Source organism: Variovorax sp. ISS6, from assembly GCF_056523145.1.
On the sequence record NZ_JAWRZC010000001.1, the window covers coordinates 5,408,560 to 5,425,765 of the forward strand.

16 protein-coding genes are annotated in these 17,206 nt (G+C 70.4%); 3 read left to right on the top strand and 13 right to left on the bottom strand.

The window, feature by feature from the left end:
* Nucleotides 1-81: 81 nt before the first annotated feature.
* Nucleotides 82-1,827 (top strand): GMC family oxidoreductase, encoded by a 1,746-nt coding sequence (locus tag AC1HIL_RS24960; protein ID WP_479670283.1) that lies wholly within the window; start codon nucleotides 82-84, stop codon nucleotides 1,825-1,827.
* On the opposite strand, the gene AC1HIL_RS24965 is transcribed toward AC1HIL_RS24960, so the two are convergent.
* The 8 genes from AC1HIL_RS24965 to AC1HIL_RS25000 all read right to left on the bottom strand — a co-directional run bounded on the left by AC1HIL_RS24965 (nucleotide 1,718) and on the right by AC1HIL_RS25000 (nucleotide 8,615).
* Nucleotides 1,718-2,752 (bottom strand): LacI family DNA-binding transcriptional regulator, encoded by a 1,035-nt coding sequence (locus tag AC1HIL_RS24965; RefSeq protein WP_057595376.1) that lies wholly within the window; start codon nucleotides 2,750-2,752, stop codon nucleotides 1,718-1,720. The genes AC1HIL_RS24960 and AC1HIL_RS24965 overlap by 110 nt on opposite strands.
* Nucleotides 2,749-3,750 (bottom strand): 2-hydroxyacid dehydrogenase, encoded by a 1,002-nt coding sequence (locus AC1HIL_RS24970; RefSeq protein ID WP_479670284.1) that lies wholly within the window; start codon nucleotides 3,748-3,750, stop codon nucleotides 2,749-2,751. The genes AC1HIL_RS24965 and AC1HIL_RS24970 overlap by 4 nt, the downstream gene beginning before the upstream one ends.
* A 5-nt stretch (nucleotides 3,751-3,755) precedes the next feature.
* Nucleotides 3,756-4,709 carry a sugar kinase gene (locus tag AC1HIL_RS24975; RefSeq protein WP_479670285.1) on the bottom strand — a complete coding sequence of 318 codons (954 nt, stop codon included), beginning with the start codon at nucleotides 4,707-4,709 and terminating at the stop codon, nucleotides 3,756-3,758.
* 17 nt (nucleotides 4,710-4,726) lie between these two features.
* Nucleotides 4,727-5,470, bottom strand: coding sequence for a sugar phosphate isomerase/epimerase family protein (locus AC1HIL_RS24980; RefSeq protein WP_479670286.1), 744 nt, complete (start codon nucleotides 5,468-5,470; stop codon nucleotides 4,727-4,729).
* On the bottom strand, nucleotides 5,470-6,222 hold the full coding sequence (locus AC1HIL_RS24985) for an amino acid ABC transporter ATP-binding protein (protein ID WP_281080738.1): 753 nt from the start codon (nucleotides 6,220-6,222) through the stop codon (nucleotides 5,470-5,472). The genes AC1HIL_RS24980 and AC1HIL_RS24985 overlap by 1 nt, the downstream gene beginning before the upstream one ends.
* A gap of 168 nt (nucleotides 6,223-6,390) precedes the next feature.
* Entirely contained in the window at nucleotides 6,391-7,188 is a 798-nt protein-coding gene (locus tag AC1HIL_RS24990; RefSeq protein WP_093354693.1) for a transporter substrate-binding domain-containing protein, read from the bottom strand.
* Nucleotides 7,189-7,262: 74 nt separating this feature from the next.
* Complete coding sequence (locus AC1HIL_RS24995) at nucleotides 7,263-7,916, bottom strand: amino acid ABC transporter permease (protein ID WP_057595382.1); 654 nt, start codon at nucleotides 7,914-7,916, stop codon at nucleotides 7,263-7,265.
* 27 nt (nucleotides 7,917-7,943) lie between these two features.
* The gene (locus tag AC1HIL_RS25000) at nucleotides 7,944-8,615 is read right to left on the bottom strand and encodes an amino acid ABC transporter permease (protein ID WP_057595383.1); all 672 of its coding nucleotides are present in this window, start codon (nucleotides 8,613-8,615) and stop codon (nucleotides 7,944-7,946) included.
* 273 nt (nucleotides 8,616-8,888) lie between these two features.
* Between AC1HIL_RS25000 and AC1HIL_RS25005 the strand changes: the two genes are divergently transcribed.
* Nucleotides 8,889-10,505, top strand: a complete 1,617-nt coding sequence (locus AC1HIL_RS25005) for a hypothetical protein (protein ID WP_479672440.1) — start codon at nucleotides 8,889-8,891, stop codon at nucleotides 10,503-10,505.
* 147 nt (nucleotides 10,506-10,652) lie between these two features.
* On the opposite strand, the gene AC1HIL_RS25010 is transcribed toward AC1HIL_RS25005, so the two are convergent.
* Nucleotides 10,653-11,189, bottom strand: a complete 537-nt coding sequence (locus AC1HIL_RS25010) for a cysteine hydrolase family protein (protein WP_057595384.1) — start codon at nucleotides 11,187-11,189, stop codon at nucleotides 10,653-10,655.
* Between the two features lie 152 nt (nucleotides 11,190-11,341).
* Between AC1HIL_RS25010 and AC1HIL_RS25015 the strand changes: the two genes are divergently transcribed.
* Nucleotides 11,342-12,457, top strand: a complete 1,116-nt coding sequence (locus tag AC1HIL_RS25015) for an MBL fold metallo-hydrolase (protein ID WP_479670287.1) — start codon at nucleotides 11,342-11,344, stop codon at nucleotides 12,455-12,457.
* 7 nt (nucleotides 12,458-12,464) lie between these two features.
* On the opposite strand, the gene AC1HIL_RS25020 is transcribed toward AC1HIL_RS25015, so the two are convergent.
* The 4 genes from AC1HIL_RS25020 to AC1HIL_RS25035 form a co-directional block, all read right to left on the bottom strand.
* A complete protein-coding gene (locus AC1HIL_RS25020; RefSeq protein ID WP_057595386.1) occupies nucleotides 12,465-12,653 on the bottom strand; it encodes a hypothetical protein in 189 nt (62 codons plus the stop codon).
* Nucleotides 12,653-15,052 carry a DNA topoisomerase IV subunit A gene (gene parC, locus AC1HIL_RS25025; protein WP_479670288.1) on the bottom strand — a complete coding sequence of 800 codons (2,400 nt, stop codon included), beginning with the start codon at nucleotides 15,050-15,052 and terminating at the stop codon, nucleotides 12,653-12,655. Before parC ends, AC1HIL_RS25020 begins: the two co-directional genes overlap by 1 nt.
* A 47-nt stretch (nucleotides 15,053-15,099) precedes the next feature.
* On the bottom strand, nucleotides 15,100-16,218 hold the full coding sequence (locus tag AC1HIL_RS25030; RefSeq protein WP_057595388.1) for a Kelch repeat-containing protein: 1,119 nt from the start codon (nucleotides 16,216-16,218) through the stop codon (nucleotides 15,100-15,102).
* A gap of 64 nt (nucleotides 16,219-16,282) precedes the next feature.
* Nucleotides 16,283-17,197, bottom strand: a complete 915-nt coding sequence (locus AC1HIL_RS25035; protein WP_057595389.1) for a lytic transglycosylase domain-containing protein — start codon at nucleotides 17,195-17,197, stop codon at nucleotides 16,283-16,285.
* Nucleotides 17,198-17,206: the final 9 nt, after the last annotated feature.

Genomic DNA, 17,206 nt, shown 5'->3' on the forward strand with positions numbered 1-17,206 from the left:
GCGCCCTGCCCCGTTTCGTTCCTACAGTCCACGGGCCGGCATCGGCGCAATCGAAGAAGAAGCAGGAAAGGACGCGGGGCGATGGAGTTCGACTACGTGATCGTCGGAGGCGGCTCCGGGGGCGCCACGCTCGCCGCGCGGCTCAGCGAGGATGCGCGCGTGCGCGTGTGCCTGATCGAGGCCGGCGGCGACGGCCGCGGCATCCTGGTGCGCGCGCCGGCCGCCACGGTGGCGATGCTGCCGGGCCGCCCGCCGATCAACAACTACGCGCTGCGCACCGAGCCGCAGCCGGGCCTGGACGGGCGCCGCGGCTACCAGCCGCGCGGGCGCTGCCTCGGCGGTTCGAGCGCGATCAACGCCATGCTCTACGTGCGCGGCCACCGCGAGGACTACGACGACTGGGAGCGCGCCGGCTGCGGCGGCTGGTCCTTCGGCGACGTGCTGCCCTGGTTCCGCCGCGCCGAGGGCAACCAGCGCGGCGCGAGCCCGCTGCACGGCGCCGACGGTCCGCTGCAGGTGGCCGACCAGCAGACGCCGCGCGCCATCAGCGAGGACTTCGTGCGCGCCGCGGTGCAGTCGGGCGTGCCCTTCAACGACGACTTCAACGGCATCGAGCAGGAAGGCGCGGGCCTCTACCAGGTCACGCAGTTCCATGGCGGCGCGAGGAACGGCGAGCGCTGCTCGGCCGCGGCCGCCTACCTGCACCCGGCGATGACGCGCCCCAACCTCGCGGTGCTCACGCACACGCAGGCGCTGCGCGTGGTGATCGAGCATGGCCGCGCCGTGGGCGTGGAGGTGCGCCGCGGCGGCAACGTCGAGCGCATCCATGCGCGGCGCGAGGTGGCGCTGTGCGGCGGCGCCTTCCATTCGCCGCAGCTGCTGATGCTCTCGGGCATCGGCGATCCCGCGCAGCTGCAGCAGCACGGCATCGCGGTGCAGCAGGCGCTGCCCGGCGTGGGGCGCAACCTGCAGGACCACCTCGACTTCATCCTCGCCTACCGCTCGAAGCACCGCGACCTGTTCGGCATCGGCCTCGGCGCGAGCTGGACCCTGCTGCGCCAGGCGCTCCTGTGGCGCAGGACCGGCACCGGCCTGGTCGCCACGCCCTTCGCCGAGGGCGGCGCCTTCGTCAAGTCCTCGCCCGAGCTGCGCCGGCCCGACCTGCAGCTGCACTTCGTGATCGCCATCACCGACGACCATGCGCGCAAGCTGCATGCGGGCTACGGCTTCTCGTGCCACGTCTGCGTGCTGCGGCCGAAGAGCCGCGGCGAGGTGCGGCTGGCCGATGCCAACCCGGCCTCGGCGCCGCGCATCGATCCGCGCTTCCTGTCCGACCCCGAGGACCTCGCGCTGCTGCTGCAGGGCGTGAAGAAGACGCGCGAGATCATGGAGGCGGCGCCGCTCGCGAAGTACCGTCAGCGCGAGCTCTACACGGCCGATGCGCGCGGCGACGAGGACCTGGTGCGCCAGATCCGCGCGCGCGCCGACACCATCTACCACCCGGTCGGCACCTGCCGCATGGGCGCGCCCAACGACGCGGGGGCGGTGGTCGACCCACGGCTGCGCGTGCGCGGCATCGAGGGCCTGCGCGTGGTCGATGCCTCGGTGATGCCGACCTTGATCGGCGGCAACACCAACGCGCCCACGGTGATGATCGCCGAGCGCGCGGCCGACTGGATGCGCGGGCCTGCGCGCTTCGCGGCCGAAGCCGACCCGGCTACGCGGGGACAGGCGCCTTCGACGAGCCCCGCACCTGCAACTGCCCCGGCAGCAGCAACTGCCGCGGCGGGCTTTCGAGCCCCCGCAGCCGGTCGATCAGGCAGCTAGCGGCGGCGCGGCCGATGTCGTCGGTGGGCTGGGCGACGGTGCTGAGGCCCGGGCCGATCAGCGAGGCCCATTCGGGATCGTCGAAGCCGACGAAGCCGAGGTCGGCGCCGAACTGCCAGCCCAGCCGCGCCATCGCCTGCGCCACGCGCAGCGTGACGACCGCGTTGCCCGCCACCACGGCGGCGCGTCGGCCGCGCCTGGCGCGCTTGCGCAGCGCCGCGAGCGCATCGTCGAGCGCCTGCTGTTCGCCCTCCACGCTCTCGAACACCTCGCCGGCCATGCGCGGGCCGTTCGCGGTCACGCAGGCGCCGAAGGCCGCGGTCCGCTCGCGCCGCGAGCTCACGCCCGCGAGCGGCTCGGTCACGTAGAGCAGCTCGCGAAAGCCGCCTTCGACCAGGTGGTCGCAGGTGGCCTTCATCGCGGCCTCGTTGTCGAGCGAGACGAAGTCGGTGTGCATGCCCGCGTGGCGCCGGTCGACCAGCACCGCGGGCTTGCCGTGCAGCGCGACCGCGTCGAACACGCCGCTGCCGCGGCCCAGGGTGTTGAGGATGAAGCCGTCGACCTGGTAGCCCGCGAGCGCGTCGATGGCCTCGCGCTCGCGTTCGCTCTCGTTGCCGAGGTTGAACAGCATCACGAGGTAGCCGGCGTCCTGGCAGGCCTTCTCGGCGCCGCGCAGCACCGCCACCGAATAGGGGTTGGTGATGTCGGCCACGATCAGGCCGATGAGGCGCGAGCGGCCGTGGCTCAGCGCCTGCGCCATCGGGCTCGGCGAATAGGCGAGCTGCGCGATCGCGGCCTCGACGCGCGCCGCGATGTCGGGGCTCAGCAGCCGCTCGCGGTGGTTGAGGAAGCGCGAGACCGTGGCCTTGGAGACGCCCGCGGCCTGCGCCACGTCGGCGATGGTGGCGCGGCCCGTGGGTTTCATGCGCTGGCCGTGTCGTAGGGCGCGGTCGGCCTCTCCCCGGCCAGCACCTGCAGCAGGTTGGTGGTCGCGAGCTCGGCCATCGCATGCCGGGTCTCGTGCGTGGCCGAGCCGATGTGCGGCAGCGGCGTCACGCGCGGATGGGTGCGCAGCGGCGAATCGGCCGGCAGCGGCTCCTTGGCGAACACGTCGAGGCCGGCCGCGCGCAGCATGCCCTTGTCGAGCGCGTCGAGCAGCGCCTGCTCGTTCACGGTCGCGCCGCGGCCGCCGTTGATGAAGGCGGCGCCGGGCTTCATGCGCGCGAAGAAGGCGGCGTCGGCCATGCCGCGCGTGGCCTCGGTCAGCGACAGCATCGCGAGCACGATGTCGGCGCGCGCCAGCAGCTCGTCGAGCGGCGTGTGCGTGGCCCGGCCCTGCAGCTCGGGCGCCTGCGCGGCCAGGTCGACCGCGCGGCGCGCGTGGTAGAGCACCGGCATGCCGAAGCCCAGGGCGGCGCGGCGCGCTACCGCCTGGCCGATGCGGCCGAAGCCGAGGATGCCGAGCGTCTTGCCGTGCACGTCGGTGCCGAACAGGTCCTCGCCGATGTTCTTCGTCCAGCGGCCCTCGCGCACCAGGGTCGAGAGCTCGACCACGCGGCGCTGCGTGGCCATGAGGATCGCGAACATGGTGTCGGCCACGGTCTCGGTCAGCACGTCGGGCGTGTGGCACAGCACGATGTTGCGGCGGCGCAGCTCGGTCAGCGGGTAGTTGTCGACACCGACCGAGACGCTCGAGATCACCTCGAGCCGGGGCGCCGCGTCGAGCATCGAGGCATTGAAGTTGACGCTCGAGCCGATCAGGCCCTGCGCCGCGGGCAGCGCGGCCGCGAAGGCCTCGGGCGACTGGCGCGCGTCGGCCACGACGACCTCGTGCGCGGCCTGCAGGCGCGCGAGCTGGTCCTCGGGCAGGGTGCGGAAGACGAGGACGTTCTTGCGGGTGGAGGAAGACGAAGAGGAAGCCATGGCGTTCACAGCCCCGCCGCTTCGAGTTCGGCCCGCGTCGGCAGGCCCTCGGTGTCGCCGAGCACCTGCACCGCGCGCGCGCCGATCCAGGCGCCGCGGCGCACCGCCTCGGGCACGCTGCGGCCCTCGAGCAGCGCGCTGACCACGCCGGCCGCGAAGCCGTCGCCCGCGCCCACGGTGTCGATCACTTCCTTCACCGGGAAGCCCGCGACGCGGCCGGTGCCGGCCACGTCGCTGTCGTAGTAGGCGCCCTCGGCGCCGAGCTTGACCACCACCAGCTTCGCGCCGCGCTCGCGGTAGAAGCGCGCCACGTCCTCGGGCTGGTCGTGGCCGGTGAGCAGCAGGCCCTCCTCGATGCCGGGCAGCACCCAGTCGGCGCGCGCGGCCAGCTCGTTGATCCAGTGGCGCATGGTCTCCTTCGAGGACCACAGCGTCGGGCGCAGGTTGGTGTCGAAGGAGATGGTGCGGCCCGCGGCGCGCATCACGTCCATCGAACGCAGCGCGGCCTGCAGGCTGGTCTCGGAGATGGCCGCGAACACGCCGGTGGCATGCAGGTGGCGCGCCGAGCGCAGCCAGGGCTCGTCGATGTCGGCCGGGCCCATGTGGCTCGCGGCCGAGCCCTTGCGGTGGTATTCGATCGGCGGGTCGCTGCCGTCGGTGACGCGGCCCTTGAACTGGAAGCCGGTGCGCTGGGTGGCGTCGGCGATCACATGCGAGCAGTCGATGCCCTCGGCGCGCATCGCGTTGAGCAGCGCGCGGCCCATCGAGTCGGTGCCGAGCCGGCTGGCCCAGCCCACCTTCAGGCCCAGGCGCGACAGGCCGATGGCCACGTTGGTCTCGGCGCCGGCGGTGCGCTTGTGGAAGGACTGCGCATCCTCGATCGGCCCCGGCCGGTCGGCCACGAGCAGCAGCATGGCCTCGCCGAACAGGGCGACGTCGAAGGCGGTGGGTTCTGTCATCGGTGTGAGTGGTTTCGCTACGCGCGCGCGGCGCGGATGAAGTCGATCTGCGTGCGGACGACGGCCTCGAGGTCGTCGCCCACGAGCGGGTATTCGATGGCATGCGGCACGTCGGCCGGCAGCGCGCGCAGCACGGCGCGCCAGGGTGCCACCGAGTCGCCGAGCGGCACCGCCACCCACTTGTGCGGCAGGCGCTGCGCGCCCTTGCAGTGCACGTAGCGCACGCGCGGGCCGAGCGCCTGCGCGGCCTGCAGCGGGCATTCGCCGACCCAGTGCCAGTTGCCCATGTCGAAGGTCATGCCCAGCGACACGCCCGCGCGGTCGGCGGCTTCGAAGAAGGCCTGCAGCGCGGGCACGCTGCCGGCGCGCACGCTCTGGTCGTTTTCGATCACGAGCTCGACGCGGGTTTCGGCGAGTTCGACCTTGAGGCCCCAGAGCGAGCCGTGCGAGGACGGCTGGAAGTCGCCGATCGACATCTTCAGCCGCTTCGCGCCCACGCGCGTGGCGGCCGCGATGCCGCGCTTGAGCGCGGCGCTGTCGAGCCAGCCGCCCTGGGCCCACAGGCCCTCGGGGCTGGAGTAGACCGAGGCCAGGCCGTTGAGCACAGGCAGTTCGGCCTCGGCGTCGCGCAGCATCTCGCCGCGCACCTCCACCGAATCGGCGCCCGCGCGCTTCGACAGCTGCGAGCACCAGAGCTGGCCATGGCGTCCCACCTCGGCCGCGCCGAAGGAGGACAGGGAAATCAGGACCTCGAAGGACATCAGTGGGCCTGGTGCGAGCTGAGGATCTGGCCCAGGAACTGCCGGGTCTTCTCGTTCTGGGGGTTGCCGAAGAACTCCTCGGGCGGCGCCTGCTCCACGATCCTGCCCTCGGCCATGAAGATCACGCGGTCGGCCACGCTGCGCGCGAAGCCCATCTCGTGCGTCACGCACAGCATGGTCATGCCGTCCTCGGCCAGGCCGATCATGGTGTCGAGCACTTCCTTCACCATCTCGGGGTCGAGTGCGGAGGTGGGCTCGTCGAACAGCATGATCTTGGGCGTCATGCACAGCGCGCGCGCGATCGCCACGCGCTGCTGCTGGCCGCCCGAGAGCTGGCTAGGGTACTTGTTGGCCTGCTCGGGAATGCGCACGCGCGTGAGGTACTTCATCGCCACCTCCTCGGCCTGCGCCTGCGTCATGCCGCGCGAGCGCATCGGCGCCAGCGTGCAGTTCTGCAGGATCGTGAGGTGCGGGAACAGGTTGAACTGCTGGAACACCATGCCGACCTCGGCCCGCACCGCGTCGACGTTCTTGCCGCCGGCCGTGAGATCGATGCCGTCGACCTCGATGCGGCCCTTCTGCACCGTCTCGAGCCGGTTGATGCAGCGGATCAGCGTCGACTTGCCCGAGCCCGAGGGCCCGCAGATCACGATGCGCTCGCCCGCGCGCACGCTGAGGTCGATGCCGGTCAGCACCTGGAAGTCGCCGTACCACTTGTTGACGGCTTCCATGCGGATGATGGGGTCGGTCATGGAATGTTCACTCGTTGGAATCAGGGAAGGAAATCGGGTTGACCGGACGCGAAGGACGCGAAGGTTTCGCAAAGGTCGCGAAAGACCGCCAGGAAAAATTTTCAGGTTTTCCTTTTGCGTCCTTCGCGAAACCTTCGCGTCCTCTGCGTCCGGCTGTCCGCTCCCGCATTACTGCATCTTGGGCAGGTCGGCCTGCAGCCACTTCTGGTAGAGCTTGTTGAGCTCGCCGTTGGCGGTGTTCTTCGCCACGAAGTCGTTGACGGCCTTGGTCAGCTCGTCCTGGCCCGGGCGCAGCGCGATGCCCATCGACTGCTGCACCAGCGTGAACTTGTTTTCGTAGGTGCCGGCGGGCACGCGCTTGGCGATCTGGGCCGCCACGGTCACCGAGCAGCCGATGGCGTCGACCTGGCCCGAGATCAGTGCCTGCATGGCCGAGGCGTCGTCGTCGAAGCGGCGGATCTCGGTGCCTTCGGGCGCGGCCTTGGTCACGGCCACGTCCTGGGTCGACGCACGGGCCACGCCCACGCGCAGGCCCTTGAGGTCGCCGGCGGCCTTGATCGGGGTCTTGGTCGCGCCGTACAGCACGATGGTGGCGGCCGCGTAGGGCTGCGAGAACTGCACCTGCTTCGCGCGCTCGGGCGTGATGGCCAGCGAGGCGACCAGCAGGTCGACCTTGTTGGTCAGCAGGAAGGGAATGCGGTTCGGGCCGGTCACCGGCACGATGTTGGCCTTCACGCCCCAGTCCTTGGCCAGGAGCTTGGCCACGTCGGCGTCGTAGCCGTCGGGCTGGTTCTTCGCATCGGTGGTGCCGTAGGGCGGGAAGTCGACCAGCATGCCGATGGTGATCTCGCCCTTCTTCTTGATGTCGGCCACGCTCTGCGCCGAGGCGAAGGGGGCGAACACGGTGAGGGCGGCGCCGAGGCCGAGGGCTGCGATCGCCGCGCGGCGGGTGGTGGTGCGGGTCATGGGATGTGTCTCCTGAAAAAGAAAGGAAGCGACGGAAAAAACGAAAGCGACGGGGAAGATGGCGAACGGGGAAATCAGCGGGCCAGCGCGCGTGCGCGCTTGCGCTCCATGCGCGCGGCCAAAAGCGACAGCGGCCAGCAGATGACGAAGTAGATGGCGGCCACCACCGAGAACACGATGAGCGGCTGAAAGGTGGCGTTGTTGACGATCTGGCCGGCGCGCGTGACCTCGACGAAGCCGATGATGGCCGCGAGCGAGGTGCCCTTGATGATCTGCACCAGGTAGCCCACGGTAGGCGCGAGCGCGATCCTGAAGGCCTGCGGCAGCACCACGTCGCGCATGCGCGCGCTGTAGTTGAGGCTCAGCGCCTGCGCCGCCTCCCACTGGCCGCGCGGGATGGCCTCGATGCAGCCGCGCCAGATCTCGCCGAGGAAGGCCGCGCTGTTGAGCACCAGCGCCACGCCCGCGGCGACCCAGGGGTTGATGTCCAGCCCCAGCACCGGCGCGCCGAAGAACACCAGGAACAGCTGCAGCAAGAGCGGCGTGCCCTGGAAGATCTGGATGAAGGTGGTCGAGACGCCGCGTGCCCACGCCGATTCGGACGTGCGCATGAGCGCGATCGCGAGCCCCAGGATCGCGCCGCCCACGAAGGCGATGGCCGACAGCGCGAGCGTCCACTGGGCCGCTTCGAGGATGAACAGGAATTCGGGAAAGCCGAAGGTGCGCATGGTGTGGTGGTCTCCGTCGGTCGACGCTTACCGGCGGTCCGGGTAGTTGAGCGTGCGCTTGTAGATCAGCTTGAACATCGCCGAGAAGGCGAGCGCCAGCGCGAGGTAGATGGCCGCGACCACGATGTAGATCTCGAAGCTGCGGAAGGTCTGCGACTGCAGGTTGGCGGCCACCGAGGTCAGGTCGTCGGCCGAGATCACCGAGACCACCGCCGAGCTCAGCATCAGCAGGATGAACTGGCTGGTGAGCGCCGGGTAGATGGCCTTGAGCGCGGGCTTGATGATGATGAAGCGGAAGATCTCCCAGGACTTGAGGTTGAGCGCGCGGCCCGCCTCGATCTGGCCCTTGGGAATGGATTCGATGCCGGCGCGGATGATCTCGGTGGCGTAGGCGCCGAGGTTCACCACCATCGCCACCAGCGCGGCCGTCTGCGGCGACCAGCGCAGGCCGATGGCCGGCAGCGCGAAAAAGAAGAAGAACAGCTGTACCAGGAACGGCGTGTTGCGGATCACCTCGATGTAGGCGTTGATCACGAAGCGCAGCCAGCCCGGCCCCGAGGTCTTGCCCCAGGCGCAGAAGATGGCCACCACCAGCCCGAGCACGGTGGCGACCAGCGACAGCTGGACGGTGATCCACGTGCCCTTGAGCAGCAGCGGCCAGGCGGCGAAGACGGCGTCGAATTGAAACTGGTAGTTCATGGTCCGGCTGCGGCGCGGGTGCACGCGCACAGTGGAAAAGCAATGCTTGCAGCTTATATGAAACCGGTTTCACGATGACCGAGGGATTACCCTAGTCGGTCTTTGCGGGGGGCCGCTGCCTACACTTCCGCGATGCTCACACCCCTGGCCGACCCCACGACCGCGCAGCTGGACGACATGGCCGAAGACCCCGGCGCCAGGCTCGCCGAGACCTCCGCCCATGCCCCCGCCGTGAAGCACCTGCGCCAGGCCCTGCTGTGGCCCGTGCGGCTGATGCCGGCGCGCGATGCGAAGTCCGCGCACCAGGCGCCGTGGCACCTGCTGCGCGAGATGGGCGAGGCCTCGCCCTGGCGCGAGGAGATCGACGAATACACCGGCGACAGCAGCCGCTTCCACCAGCGCCACTACAACGAGTTCGTGAGCTTCCTGCCTTATGTGCAGCGCTTCCTTTACGGCGAGGGCCGCTCGCGCGCGCAGGCCGGCGGACCCGAATCCGGCAGCGACGGCGATTCGCCGATGCGCATCTTCCGCCGCCACGACATCGCCGCGGTGCGCGTGGTCACGCGCGCCGGCGAGGCACCGATCACGCTCGAGGTGGTGCACTGCGACCTCTACTTCTTCTTCGACGTCGACGTGGTGCTGCTGAACCTCGAGGTCGGCGCGAACGACCTGAGCCTGGCGCAGGCGCAGGAGCTGCTCTACCGCTTCGGCCGCGCCTATCCCGCGGGCTGGGATGCCGAGGGCGGCGCGCTGCACTGCATGGCCAGCGTCGAATGGCTGGCGGCCGACGGCCGCATGCTCGCCAGCTCCGACGCGCAGCACAGCGAGGCCTTCATCTCGCACGTGGCGCAGCATCGCGCGCCGCGCATCGCCGCCCACTGGGCCTACCTGATGCAGCCGCTGGTGAGCGACCATTCGGAGGACCAGGGCGCGCTGCGCTACCGGCAGATCGAGTACTACCGCATGCCGGTGATGGCCTACCTGTCGCTCGACGATCCGAAGCGGCTCACGCGCAACGACTTCGTCCGCCTCGGCCTGGTCACGGGCGCGGGCGAGGCCGAGGCGGCGCTCGCGGGACGCCAGGCTCACCTGCCCTATGCCGACCACCACCTGGCCGACTTCGAGAGCCGCTACTGCTACGACCGCTTCTGGGTCGATGCCGGCGCGGCCCCCAACACGCGCTACCTGTGCAACGGCCATGCGCTGATCGTGGTGGGCGATGCGCGCTCCGAGTTCTTCTGCTGCCGCGACCGCGGCGTGCTCGCGCAGTTCCGCCACCAGCACTTCCTGCTGTTCCTGATCGCACACTTCCAGAAGGCCTCGCTGCTGATGTTCTCGGACCAGCTGGTGGAGGCGCTCAAGCGCCTGGACATCCGCAGCACGCCGAGCGTGAAGCGCTTCAAGCGCGCGATCCGCGCCAGCTTCGAACGCTTCCTGCGCTTCACGCACCGCTACTGGTTCCACGAGATCTCCGAGCAGGCGCAGGTGCGCGCGCTGTCGCACCTGTGCGCCACCCACCTCGGGCTCGATCCGCTCTACGACGAGGTCAAGGAGCGCATCGCCGACATGAACACCTACCTCGACGCCGACAGCCTGCGGCGCCAGGCCAACACCGTGGTGCGGCTCACCGTCGTGACGCTGTTCGGGCTGATCGGCACCATCACCACCGGCTTCCTCGGCATGAACCTGCTGGCCGAAGCCGAGGCGCCGCTGTGGCGCAAGGCGGTCTGGTTCGGCGTAGTGCTGGTGTTCACGACCTGGCTCACGGTCTACACCATGGTCAAGTCGCAGCGGCTGTCGGACTTCATCGACGTGCTGTCGAACGACCGCATGAGCTTCCGGGAGAAGCTCGGGGCGCTGGTGCGGGTGTGGCGGCCGGGGGCGGATTGAAAGCGGGATCGGGCAGCCGAACTTCCGGACGCAGAGGACGCGAAGAATTCGCGAAGAACGCGAAAGGAAACCAGAAGACCTTTTTGAATTCTTTCGCGCCCTTCGCGTAACCTTCGCGTCCTCTGCGTCCGGCTGTCCGCTTTCCTTTCAGCCGTCGAAGGACACATCGGCGCTGTCGACCGCGCGGATCGGCACGCCGAAGCTCGTGATGTCCGCGAGCGTGGCGTTGTGGTGCGCGCGGATCCGCGCGCCCGTGGCATGCGGCTTGTCGTGCGAGGTGTGGGCGTCGGCCGCGAGCGTCACCTCGTAGCCCAGCCCGGCCGCGCGGCGCACCGTGGTGTCGACGCAGAACTCCGACGAATAGCCGCAGACCACCACGCGCTTCACGCCGCGCTCCGAGAGCCAGGCATCGAGCGGCGTGCGCAGGAAGGAATCGGGCGTGGTCTTGCGCAGCCGTGCGTCGCGCGTGTCGGTGTCGAGCGCGCCGGCGAGTTGCCAGCGCTCGGAGTCGAACGCGAGGTCGATCTCGTTCTCGTGCTGGATGAAGGCCACCGGCACGCCGGCCGCGCGGGCACGCTCGGTGAGCGCGTTGATGCGCTCGATCACCGCGGCGGCTTCGTGCGGACGCGGGGCGTCGTCGACGAGGCCGCGCTGCATGTCGATGACGAGGACGGCGAGAGTCATGGGGAACCCTTTCTGGTGCGCGGACGGTGAGGCCGAAGGATCGCACAGGACGCCGCCAATGCCCCTGCCCGGCGAATGTTTCTGGCGTTGAAACCATTGCCCGCGCACCCGCCGCTAAGCTCGCGCCGCCCGCAGAACCACACAACACCGCCATGACCGACGCCATCGCTCCTTCTCTCCCGCAGCGCCTGCGCCGGCGCGCCGCCGCCGCCTTCGCGGCCGCCTGCGCGCTGCTGGCCGGCTGCAGCAGCAACAGCGGCTGCGAGGCCCGCTACGACGCCTCGCCGCAGTTCAAGGGCTGCACCTTCCAGAACATGGACAACCCCGACGTGCTGCCCAACCAGAGCGGCTGGAAGATCTGGACCCGTTTCTTCTTCGAGACCAAGACCGACTCGGTGCCCACCGACGCGATCCCCGTGAAGCCGCTGGCGCCGGCCGCGCTCGAAGCGCTCGACGCCCAGGCCAACCACGTGGTGCGCCTGGGCCATTCCTCGCACCTGCTGAAGCTGCGCGGCAAGTACTGGCTGATCGACCCGGTGTTCGGCGAGCGCGTGTCGCCGTTCTCGTTCGCGGGGCCCAAGCGCTTTCATCAGCCGCCGATCGCGCTGCAGGACCTGCCGCCGATCGAGGGCCTCATCCTCTCGCACGACCACTACGACCACCTCGACGTCTACACCATCGAGTACCTGGCGAAACGGGTGCAACGCTACTTCGTGCCGCTGGGCGTGAAGGCGCGGCTGGTGGCGATGGGCGTGCCGCCCGAGCGCATCAGCGAGTTCGACTGGTGGCAGGCCGGCGAGCACGACGGCGTGAAGCTCACGGCCACGCCGGCGCAGCACTTCTCGGGCCGCTCGCTGACCGACCGCGGCCGCACGCTGTGGGCCTCGTGGGTGGTGCAAAGCGGCGAGCAGCGCATCTTCTACAGCGGCGACTCGGGCTACTTCCCGGGCTTCAGGCAGATCGGCGAGCGCTTCGGCGGCTTCGACCTCGCGCTGATGGAGAACGGCGCCTACGACGCCTACTGGCCCGCGGTCCACATGACGCCCGAGCAGAGCGTGCAGGCCTTCGAGGACCTGCGCGGCAAGGTGCTGTACTCGGTGCACAACAGCACCTTCGACCTCGCCTTCCACACCTGGCACGACCCGCTGGACCGCATCGCGAAGCTCACGCGGGAGCGCAAGATCGAGCTGGCCACGCCGGTGATCGGCGAGGTGCTGACGGTGGGCCAGGCGCGCACCAACGTGCGCTGGTGGGAAGGCCTGAAGTAGCGACTTCCTAGCCGCGCTCGCGCCGCTCGCGCGCGCGGCGCTGCTGACGCGTCTCGAGCGCCTGCGCCGCCACGCGGTCCTTCGCGCGCTTCTTCTCGGCGCGCTTGCCGCGGAAGTGCCGGCCCACGAGAAAGCTCCCGATGCCGGTCACGACCGCGATGACGAAGCCGATGGTGCTGATGTCGAGGCCGCCCATCAGAGCACCCGCACGATGCTGGCCGGCTTGAAGCCCAGGTCGGCCGCCTTGCCCTTGCGCGCGCGGGTGCCGCGCGCGTTGTTCAGGGTGCGGATCTCGAGCGTCTCGTCGCGCTCCTTGCCGCCGCGGCCGATGCCTTCGATCCTCACGCTGCGCGTGTAGGCCGCGGCACCCGCGAGGGTGTCCTTGGGTTCGAGGTCGATCAGCGTGAGGCCGCGGCCGCCCTTGGGCAGGCTCTTGAGCTCGGCGATCTCGAAGGTCAGGATGCGCCCGCCCGTGGAGGCGCAGGCCACGTGCGTGGCCGCGGGCATGGGCTCGGCACCGCCGGCACCGCCCACCAGCGAGGGCCGGCACAGCTGCTCGCCCTCGCCCACGTCGATGAAGGCCTTGCCGCCGCGCTGGCGCGACATCATGTTCTCGACCGCGGCGATGAAGCCGTAGCCGCCCGAATTGGCCAGCAGCAGGCTGGCCGCGACCGGGCCCGCGAAGTAGTGCGTGACGTGCGTGCCCGCATCGAGGTCGATCAGCGTGGTGACCGGCTGGCCGTCGCCGCGCGCGCCCGGCAGCGAGGCCACGGGTACGGTGTAGACGCGCACGCTCTTGTCCTTGGCGCTGCCGAACACCAGCAGCGTGTCGACGCTGCGGCATTCGAAGGCGCCGTAGAGCGAGTCGCCCGACTTGAAGCTGTACTCGGGCGCGGCACCGCCGTTGGCCGTGGGCCAGCCCTTCTGCGCGCGCACCCAGCCCTTCTGCGAGACGATCACCGTGACCGGTTCGTCGACCACCTTGACCTCGGCCACGGCGCGCTTCTCGGCCTGGATCAGCGTGCGGCGCGGGTCCTCGAAGGTCTTGGCGTCGGCCTCGATCTCCTTGACCATCAGGCGGCGCAGCGCGGCCGGGCTGCCGAGGATCTCCTCGAGCTTCTTCTGCTCCTCGCGCAGTTCCTTGAGCTGCTGCTCGATCTTGATGGCTTCGAGCCGCGCGAGCTGGCGCAGCCGGATCTCGAGGATGTCCTCGGCCTGCACCTCGCTGAGGTTGAAGCGCGCGATCAGCGCGGCCTTCGGATCCTCGGCCGCGCGGATGATGGCGATCACCTCGTCGATGTTCAGCAGCACCAGCTGCCGGCCCTCGAGGATGTGGATGCGGTCCTGTACCTTGCCCAGGCGGTGCTTCGAGCGCTTCTCGACCGTGGCGGCGCGGAACTCGATCCATTCCTCGAGCATCTGGCGCAGCGACTTCTGCGTCGGCTTGCCGTCGATGCCCACCATCGTGAGGTTGATCGACGACGAGGTCTCGAGCGAGGTCTGCGCCAGCAGCGTGGTGATGAACTCCTCCTGGCTGATGCGCGAGGTCTTGGGCTCGAACACCAGGCGCACGGCGGCGTCCTTGCTCGACTCGTCGCGCACCACGTCGAGCACCGAGAGCATCGCGGCCTTGACCTGGGTCTGCTCGGTGCTCAGCGCCTTCTTGCCGGCCTTGACCTTGGGGTTGGTGATCTCCTCGATCTCCTCGAGCACCTTCTGCGTGCTCACGCCCGGCGGCAGCTCGTTGACCACCAGCTGCCACTGGCCGCGCGCGAGATCCTCGATCTTCCAGCGCGCGCGCACCTTGAGCGAGCCGCGGCCGCTGCGGTAGGCATCGGCGATGTCGCCCGCGCTGCTGATGATCTGCGCACCGCCCGGATAGTCGGGGCCGGGCACGATGGCGAACAGCTCTTCCTCGCTGAGCTTGCCGTTCGACTTGATCAGCGCCACGCAGGCATCGGCGATCTCGCGCAGGTTGTGGCTCGGGATCTCGGTGGCCAGGCCGACCGCGATGCCGCTCGCGCCGTTGAGCAGCGTGAACGGCAGCCGCGCGGGCAGGAGGCGCGGCTCCTCGGTGCTGCCGTCGTAGTTGGGGATGAAGTCGACCGTGCCCTCGTCGATCTCGTCGAGCAAGAGGCTGGTGATGCGCGCGAGGCGTGCCTCGGTGTAGCGCATGGCCGCGGCGCCGTCGCCGTCGCGGCTGCCGAAGTTGCCCTGGCCGTCGACCAGCGGATAGCGCTGCGAGAAGTCCTGCGCCATGCGCACCAGCGCGTCGTAGGCGGCCTGGTCGCTGTGCGGATGGAAGCGGCCGAGCACGTCGCCGACCACGCGCGCGCTCTTCACGGGCTTGGCGCCCACGGTGCCATTGGTGCCGCCGAAGCCCAGGCCCATGCGCGACATCGAATAGAGGATGCGCCGCTGCACCGGCTTCTGGCCGTCCGACACGTCGGGCAGCGCGCGGCCCTTGACCACGCTCAGCGCGTATTCGAGGTAGGCGGTCTGGGCATAGTCGGCGAGCGTGAGCGAGGTGCCGTCGCCGCCGTCGTTGTTGTCGTCGCCGGGAGGCAGGAGATCGAGCGGGGGTTGGGAGTCCATGGAAGAGCGGGTGAGAAAACGAAAAAAGGGGTGGCTTGCAGGGGCGCTCAGCCCAGCGTGAAGGCCTCGTGCACCGCCGACTGCACCGAGCCGCCGAGCACGGCGCCGCCGCCGGCCACGTAGATCCAGTCGCCGATGACGGCGGCACCGACGGCGTGGCGCGGCGTGGTCATGGGCGCATGGCGCTGCCAGCTGTCGGCCACCGGATCGTAGCTTTCCATCTGGCCGAAGACCTTGGCCTGGCGCGGCACGCCGCCGACGAGGAAACCGCCCTCGCCGCCCATGGCGAAGAAGCGGTCGCGATAGACCACCAGGCCATGGCCCGAGCGCGCGGTGGGCAGCGGCGCACGCGGCTCCCAGGTGTCGCGCGCGGGAAGGTAGACGTGGTGCAGGTCGGTGTTGTATTCGAAGGTGTTGAAGCGCCCGCCGACCACGTGGATCAGGCCGCCGTGCGCCACGCAGCCCACGTGATCGCGCGCGCCGGGCAGCGGCTTGCGCGCGCTCCAGCGGTCGGCCTTCGGGTCGTAGACCTCGTGCCAGCCCACGCTGGCGCGCTCGGCCGCGGGCTCGGAGGCGCCGCCGATCAGGTGCAGCTGCCCGTCGAGCACCACCGCGGCGGCCGCGCCGCGCGGACGCGGCAGCGGCGCGATGGGGGTCCAGCGGTTGGCCGCGATCTCGTAGACGTAGGCGTTCGTGTCGGAGCGCCGGTTCTGCTCGACGAAGCCGCCGAGCGCGTAGACCCGGCCGCCGTCGGCCGCCACGGCCACGTGGTTGGCGCCGCGCGGCAGCGGCGCGCCGTCGAGCCAGCGGTCGGCCTGCGGGTCGTAGATGTGGTGGTAGTCGCGGTTGACCGCGCCCTCGCCGTAGCCGCCGACCACGTGCATGCGGCCCTGCGCGGCCGTGGCCCAGGCCATCTCGCTGCGCGGGAGCGGCAACGCCGCGCGTGCCGCCCAGCGCCCCTGCGGGCCGCGCGGCGCGGGGCTGTCGGTGACGCGCTGCGACTCCTGCTCGGGCGTCATGTGGTGCGGCACGCCGCCCTGCAGCCGCGCGTAGGGCTCGGCCGAGGACGGCACGGGCTGCGGCGCCGCGTGCGAGGCGGGATGCTGCGCGCGCGCGGCACCGCTCAGGGCGGCGGCGCCGGCCAGGACGAAATCTCGACGTTGCATCGCGGTCTCCTCGTTCTTGGGGTGGTCGGGGCGGGCGAAGGCGCTCGCTCGCGGGACGCCGTGTTCACGACAGCGGCGAAGCGGGGAGATCGCCGGTGCCGGCATCGGCCGCGGGCGGCGCGGCCGACTCGGGCACGGCCGGCATCGACGGCAGGCCGCGCGGCGCATCCGGGGGCATGTTGCCGCGGCCGATCGCGCCGCCGGCGGGCACCGTCATCTCCATGCGGATGCGCCCCGGCGTCTTGCCGCCGCGCAGGCCGCCGCCCCGGGCCACCGAAGGCTTGAGGTAGGCATAGAGCTGCAGCACCGTCTGCACGTAGTTCTGCGTTTCCTTGTAGTTCGGGATCTTGTTGCCCGCGCGCTGCACCGCGCCCTCGCCCGCGTTGTAGGCGGCCAGCGCCAGCTCGATCTGGCCCGGGAACATCGCGATCAGGTCGCGCAGGTAGTGCGAGCCGGCGGCGATGTTGATGCGCGGGTCGAACAGCTTCTTCTCGAGGCTCGCGCGCTTGTCGCCCGCCACGCCGTAGCGCTGCGCGGTGCCGGGCATCAGCTGCATCAGCCCGCGCGCGCCCTTGGGCGAGACGGCCTGGGCGTCGAAGCCCGACTCGGTGGCGATCAGCGCCTGCAGCAGTTCGTAGTCGATCGCGTGCTTGTTCGCGGCATCGCGCAGCGCGCTCTTGGCGATCTTGTAGCTGGGCGAGGCCTCGAACATGGCCAGCAGCGTCTGCGAGGCCGGCGACACCTTGCCGTCGAGCTTGCGGTCGCCGCGGCCCAGGCGACCGAGCGGCGAGATGCCCTGCGTGGTGTCGAAGCTCTGGCCGTCGCGGAAGAACACCTGGTAGCGCTCGTCGACCTTCTCGGCCGCGAAGTGCGCCACGCCGTTGGCGTCGATGTAGCCGTAGACGTCAGCGGCGCGCGCCGGCCCCTGCAGCGCGAGCAGCAGGAAGGCCAGGAGCAGCGAAGGCTTGAGGAGGGACATGCGGGGTGG

Bases quoted from the DNA above. Each gene is read 5' to 3' on its own strand.
- AC1HIL_RS24960 (WP_479670283.1), top strand. From the start codon at position 82: ATGGAGTTCGACTACGTGATCGTCGGAGGCGGCTCCGGGGGCGCCACG.
- AC1HIL_RS24965 (WP_057595376.1), bottom strand. From the start codon at position 2,752: ATGAAACCCACGGGCCGCGCCACCATCGCCGACGTGGCGCAGGCCGCG.
- AC1HIL_RS24970 (WP_479670284.1), bottom strand. From the start codon at position 3,750: ATGGCTTCCTCTTCGTCTTCCTCCACCCGCAAGAACGTCCTCGTCTTC.
- AC1HIL_RS24975 (WP_479670285.1), bottom strand. From the start codon at position 4,709: ATGACAGAACCCACCGCCTTCGACGTCGCCCTGTTCGGCGAGGCCATG.
- AC1HIL_RS24980 (WP_479670286.1), bottom strand. From the start codon at position 5,470: ATGTCCTTCGAGGTCCTGATTTCCCTGTCCTCCTTCGGCGCGGCCGAG.
- AC1HIL_RS24985 (WP_281080738.1), bottom strand. From the start codon at position 6,222: ATGACCGACCCCATCATCCGCATGGAAGCCGTCAACAAGTGGTACGGC.
- AC1HIL_RS24990 (WP_093354693.1), bottom strand. From the start codon at position 7,188: ATGACCCGCACCACCACCCGCCGCGCGGCGATCGCAGCCCTCGGCCTC.
- AC1HIL_RS24995 (WP_057595382.1), bottom strand. From the start codon at position 7,916: ATGCGCACCTTCGGCTTTCCCGAATTCCTGTTCATCCTCGAAGCGGCC.
- AC1HIL_RS25000 (WP_057595383.1), bottom strand. From the start codon at position 8,615: ATGAACTACCAGTTTCAATTCGACGCCGTCTTCGCCGCCTGGCCGCTG.
- AC1HIL_RS25005 (WP_479672440.1), top strand. From the start codon at position 8,889: ATGCCGGCGCGCGATGCGAAGTCCGCGCACCAGGCGCCGTGGCACCTG.
- AC1HIL_RS25010 (WP_057595384.1), bottom strand. From the start codon at position 11,189: ATGACTCTCGCCGTCCTCGTCATCGACATGCAGCGCGGCCTCGTCGAC.
- AC1HIL_RS25015 (WP_479670287.1), top strand. From the start codon at position 11,342: ATGACCGACGCCATCGCTCCTTCTCTCCCGCAGCGCCTGCGCCGGCGC.
- AC1HIL_RS25020 (WP_057595386.1), bottom strand. From the start codon at position 12,653: ATGGGCGGCCTCGACATCAGCACCATCGGCTTCGTCATCGCGGTCGTG.
- parC (WP_479670288.1), bottom strand. From the start codon at position 15,052: ATGGACTCCCAACCCCCGCTCGATCTCCTGCCTCCCGGCGACGACAAC.
- AC1HIL_RS25030 (WP_057595388.1), bottom strand. From the start codon at position 16,218: ATGCAACGTCGAGATTTCGTCCTGGCCGGCGCCGCCGCCCTGAGCGGT.
- AC1HIL_RS25035 (WP_057595389.1), bottom strand. From the start codon at position 17,197: ATGTCCCTCCTCAAGCCTTCGCTGCTCCTGGCCTTCCTGCTGCTCGCG.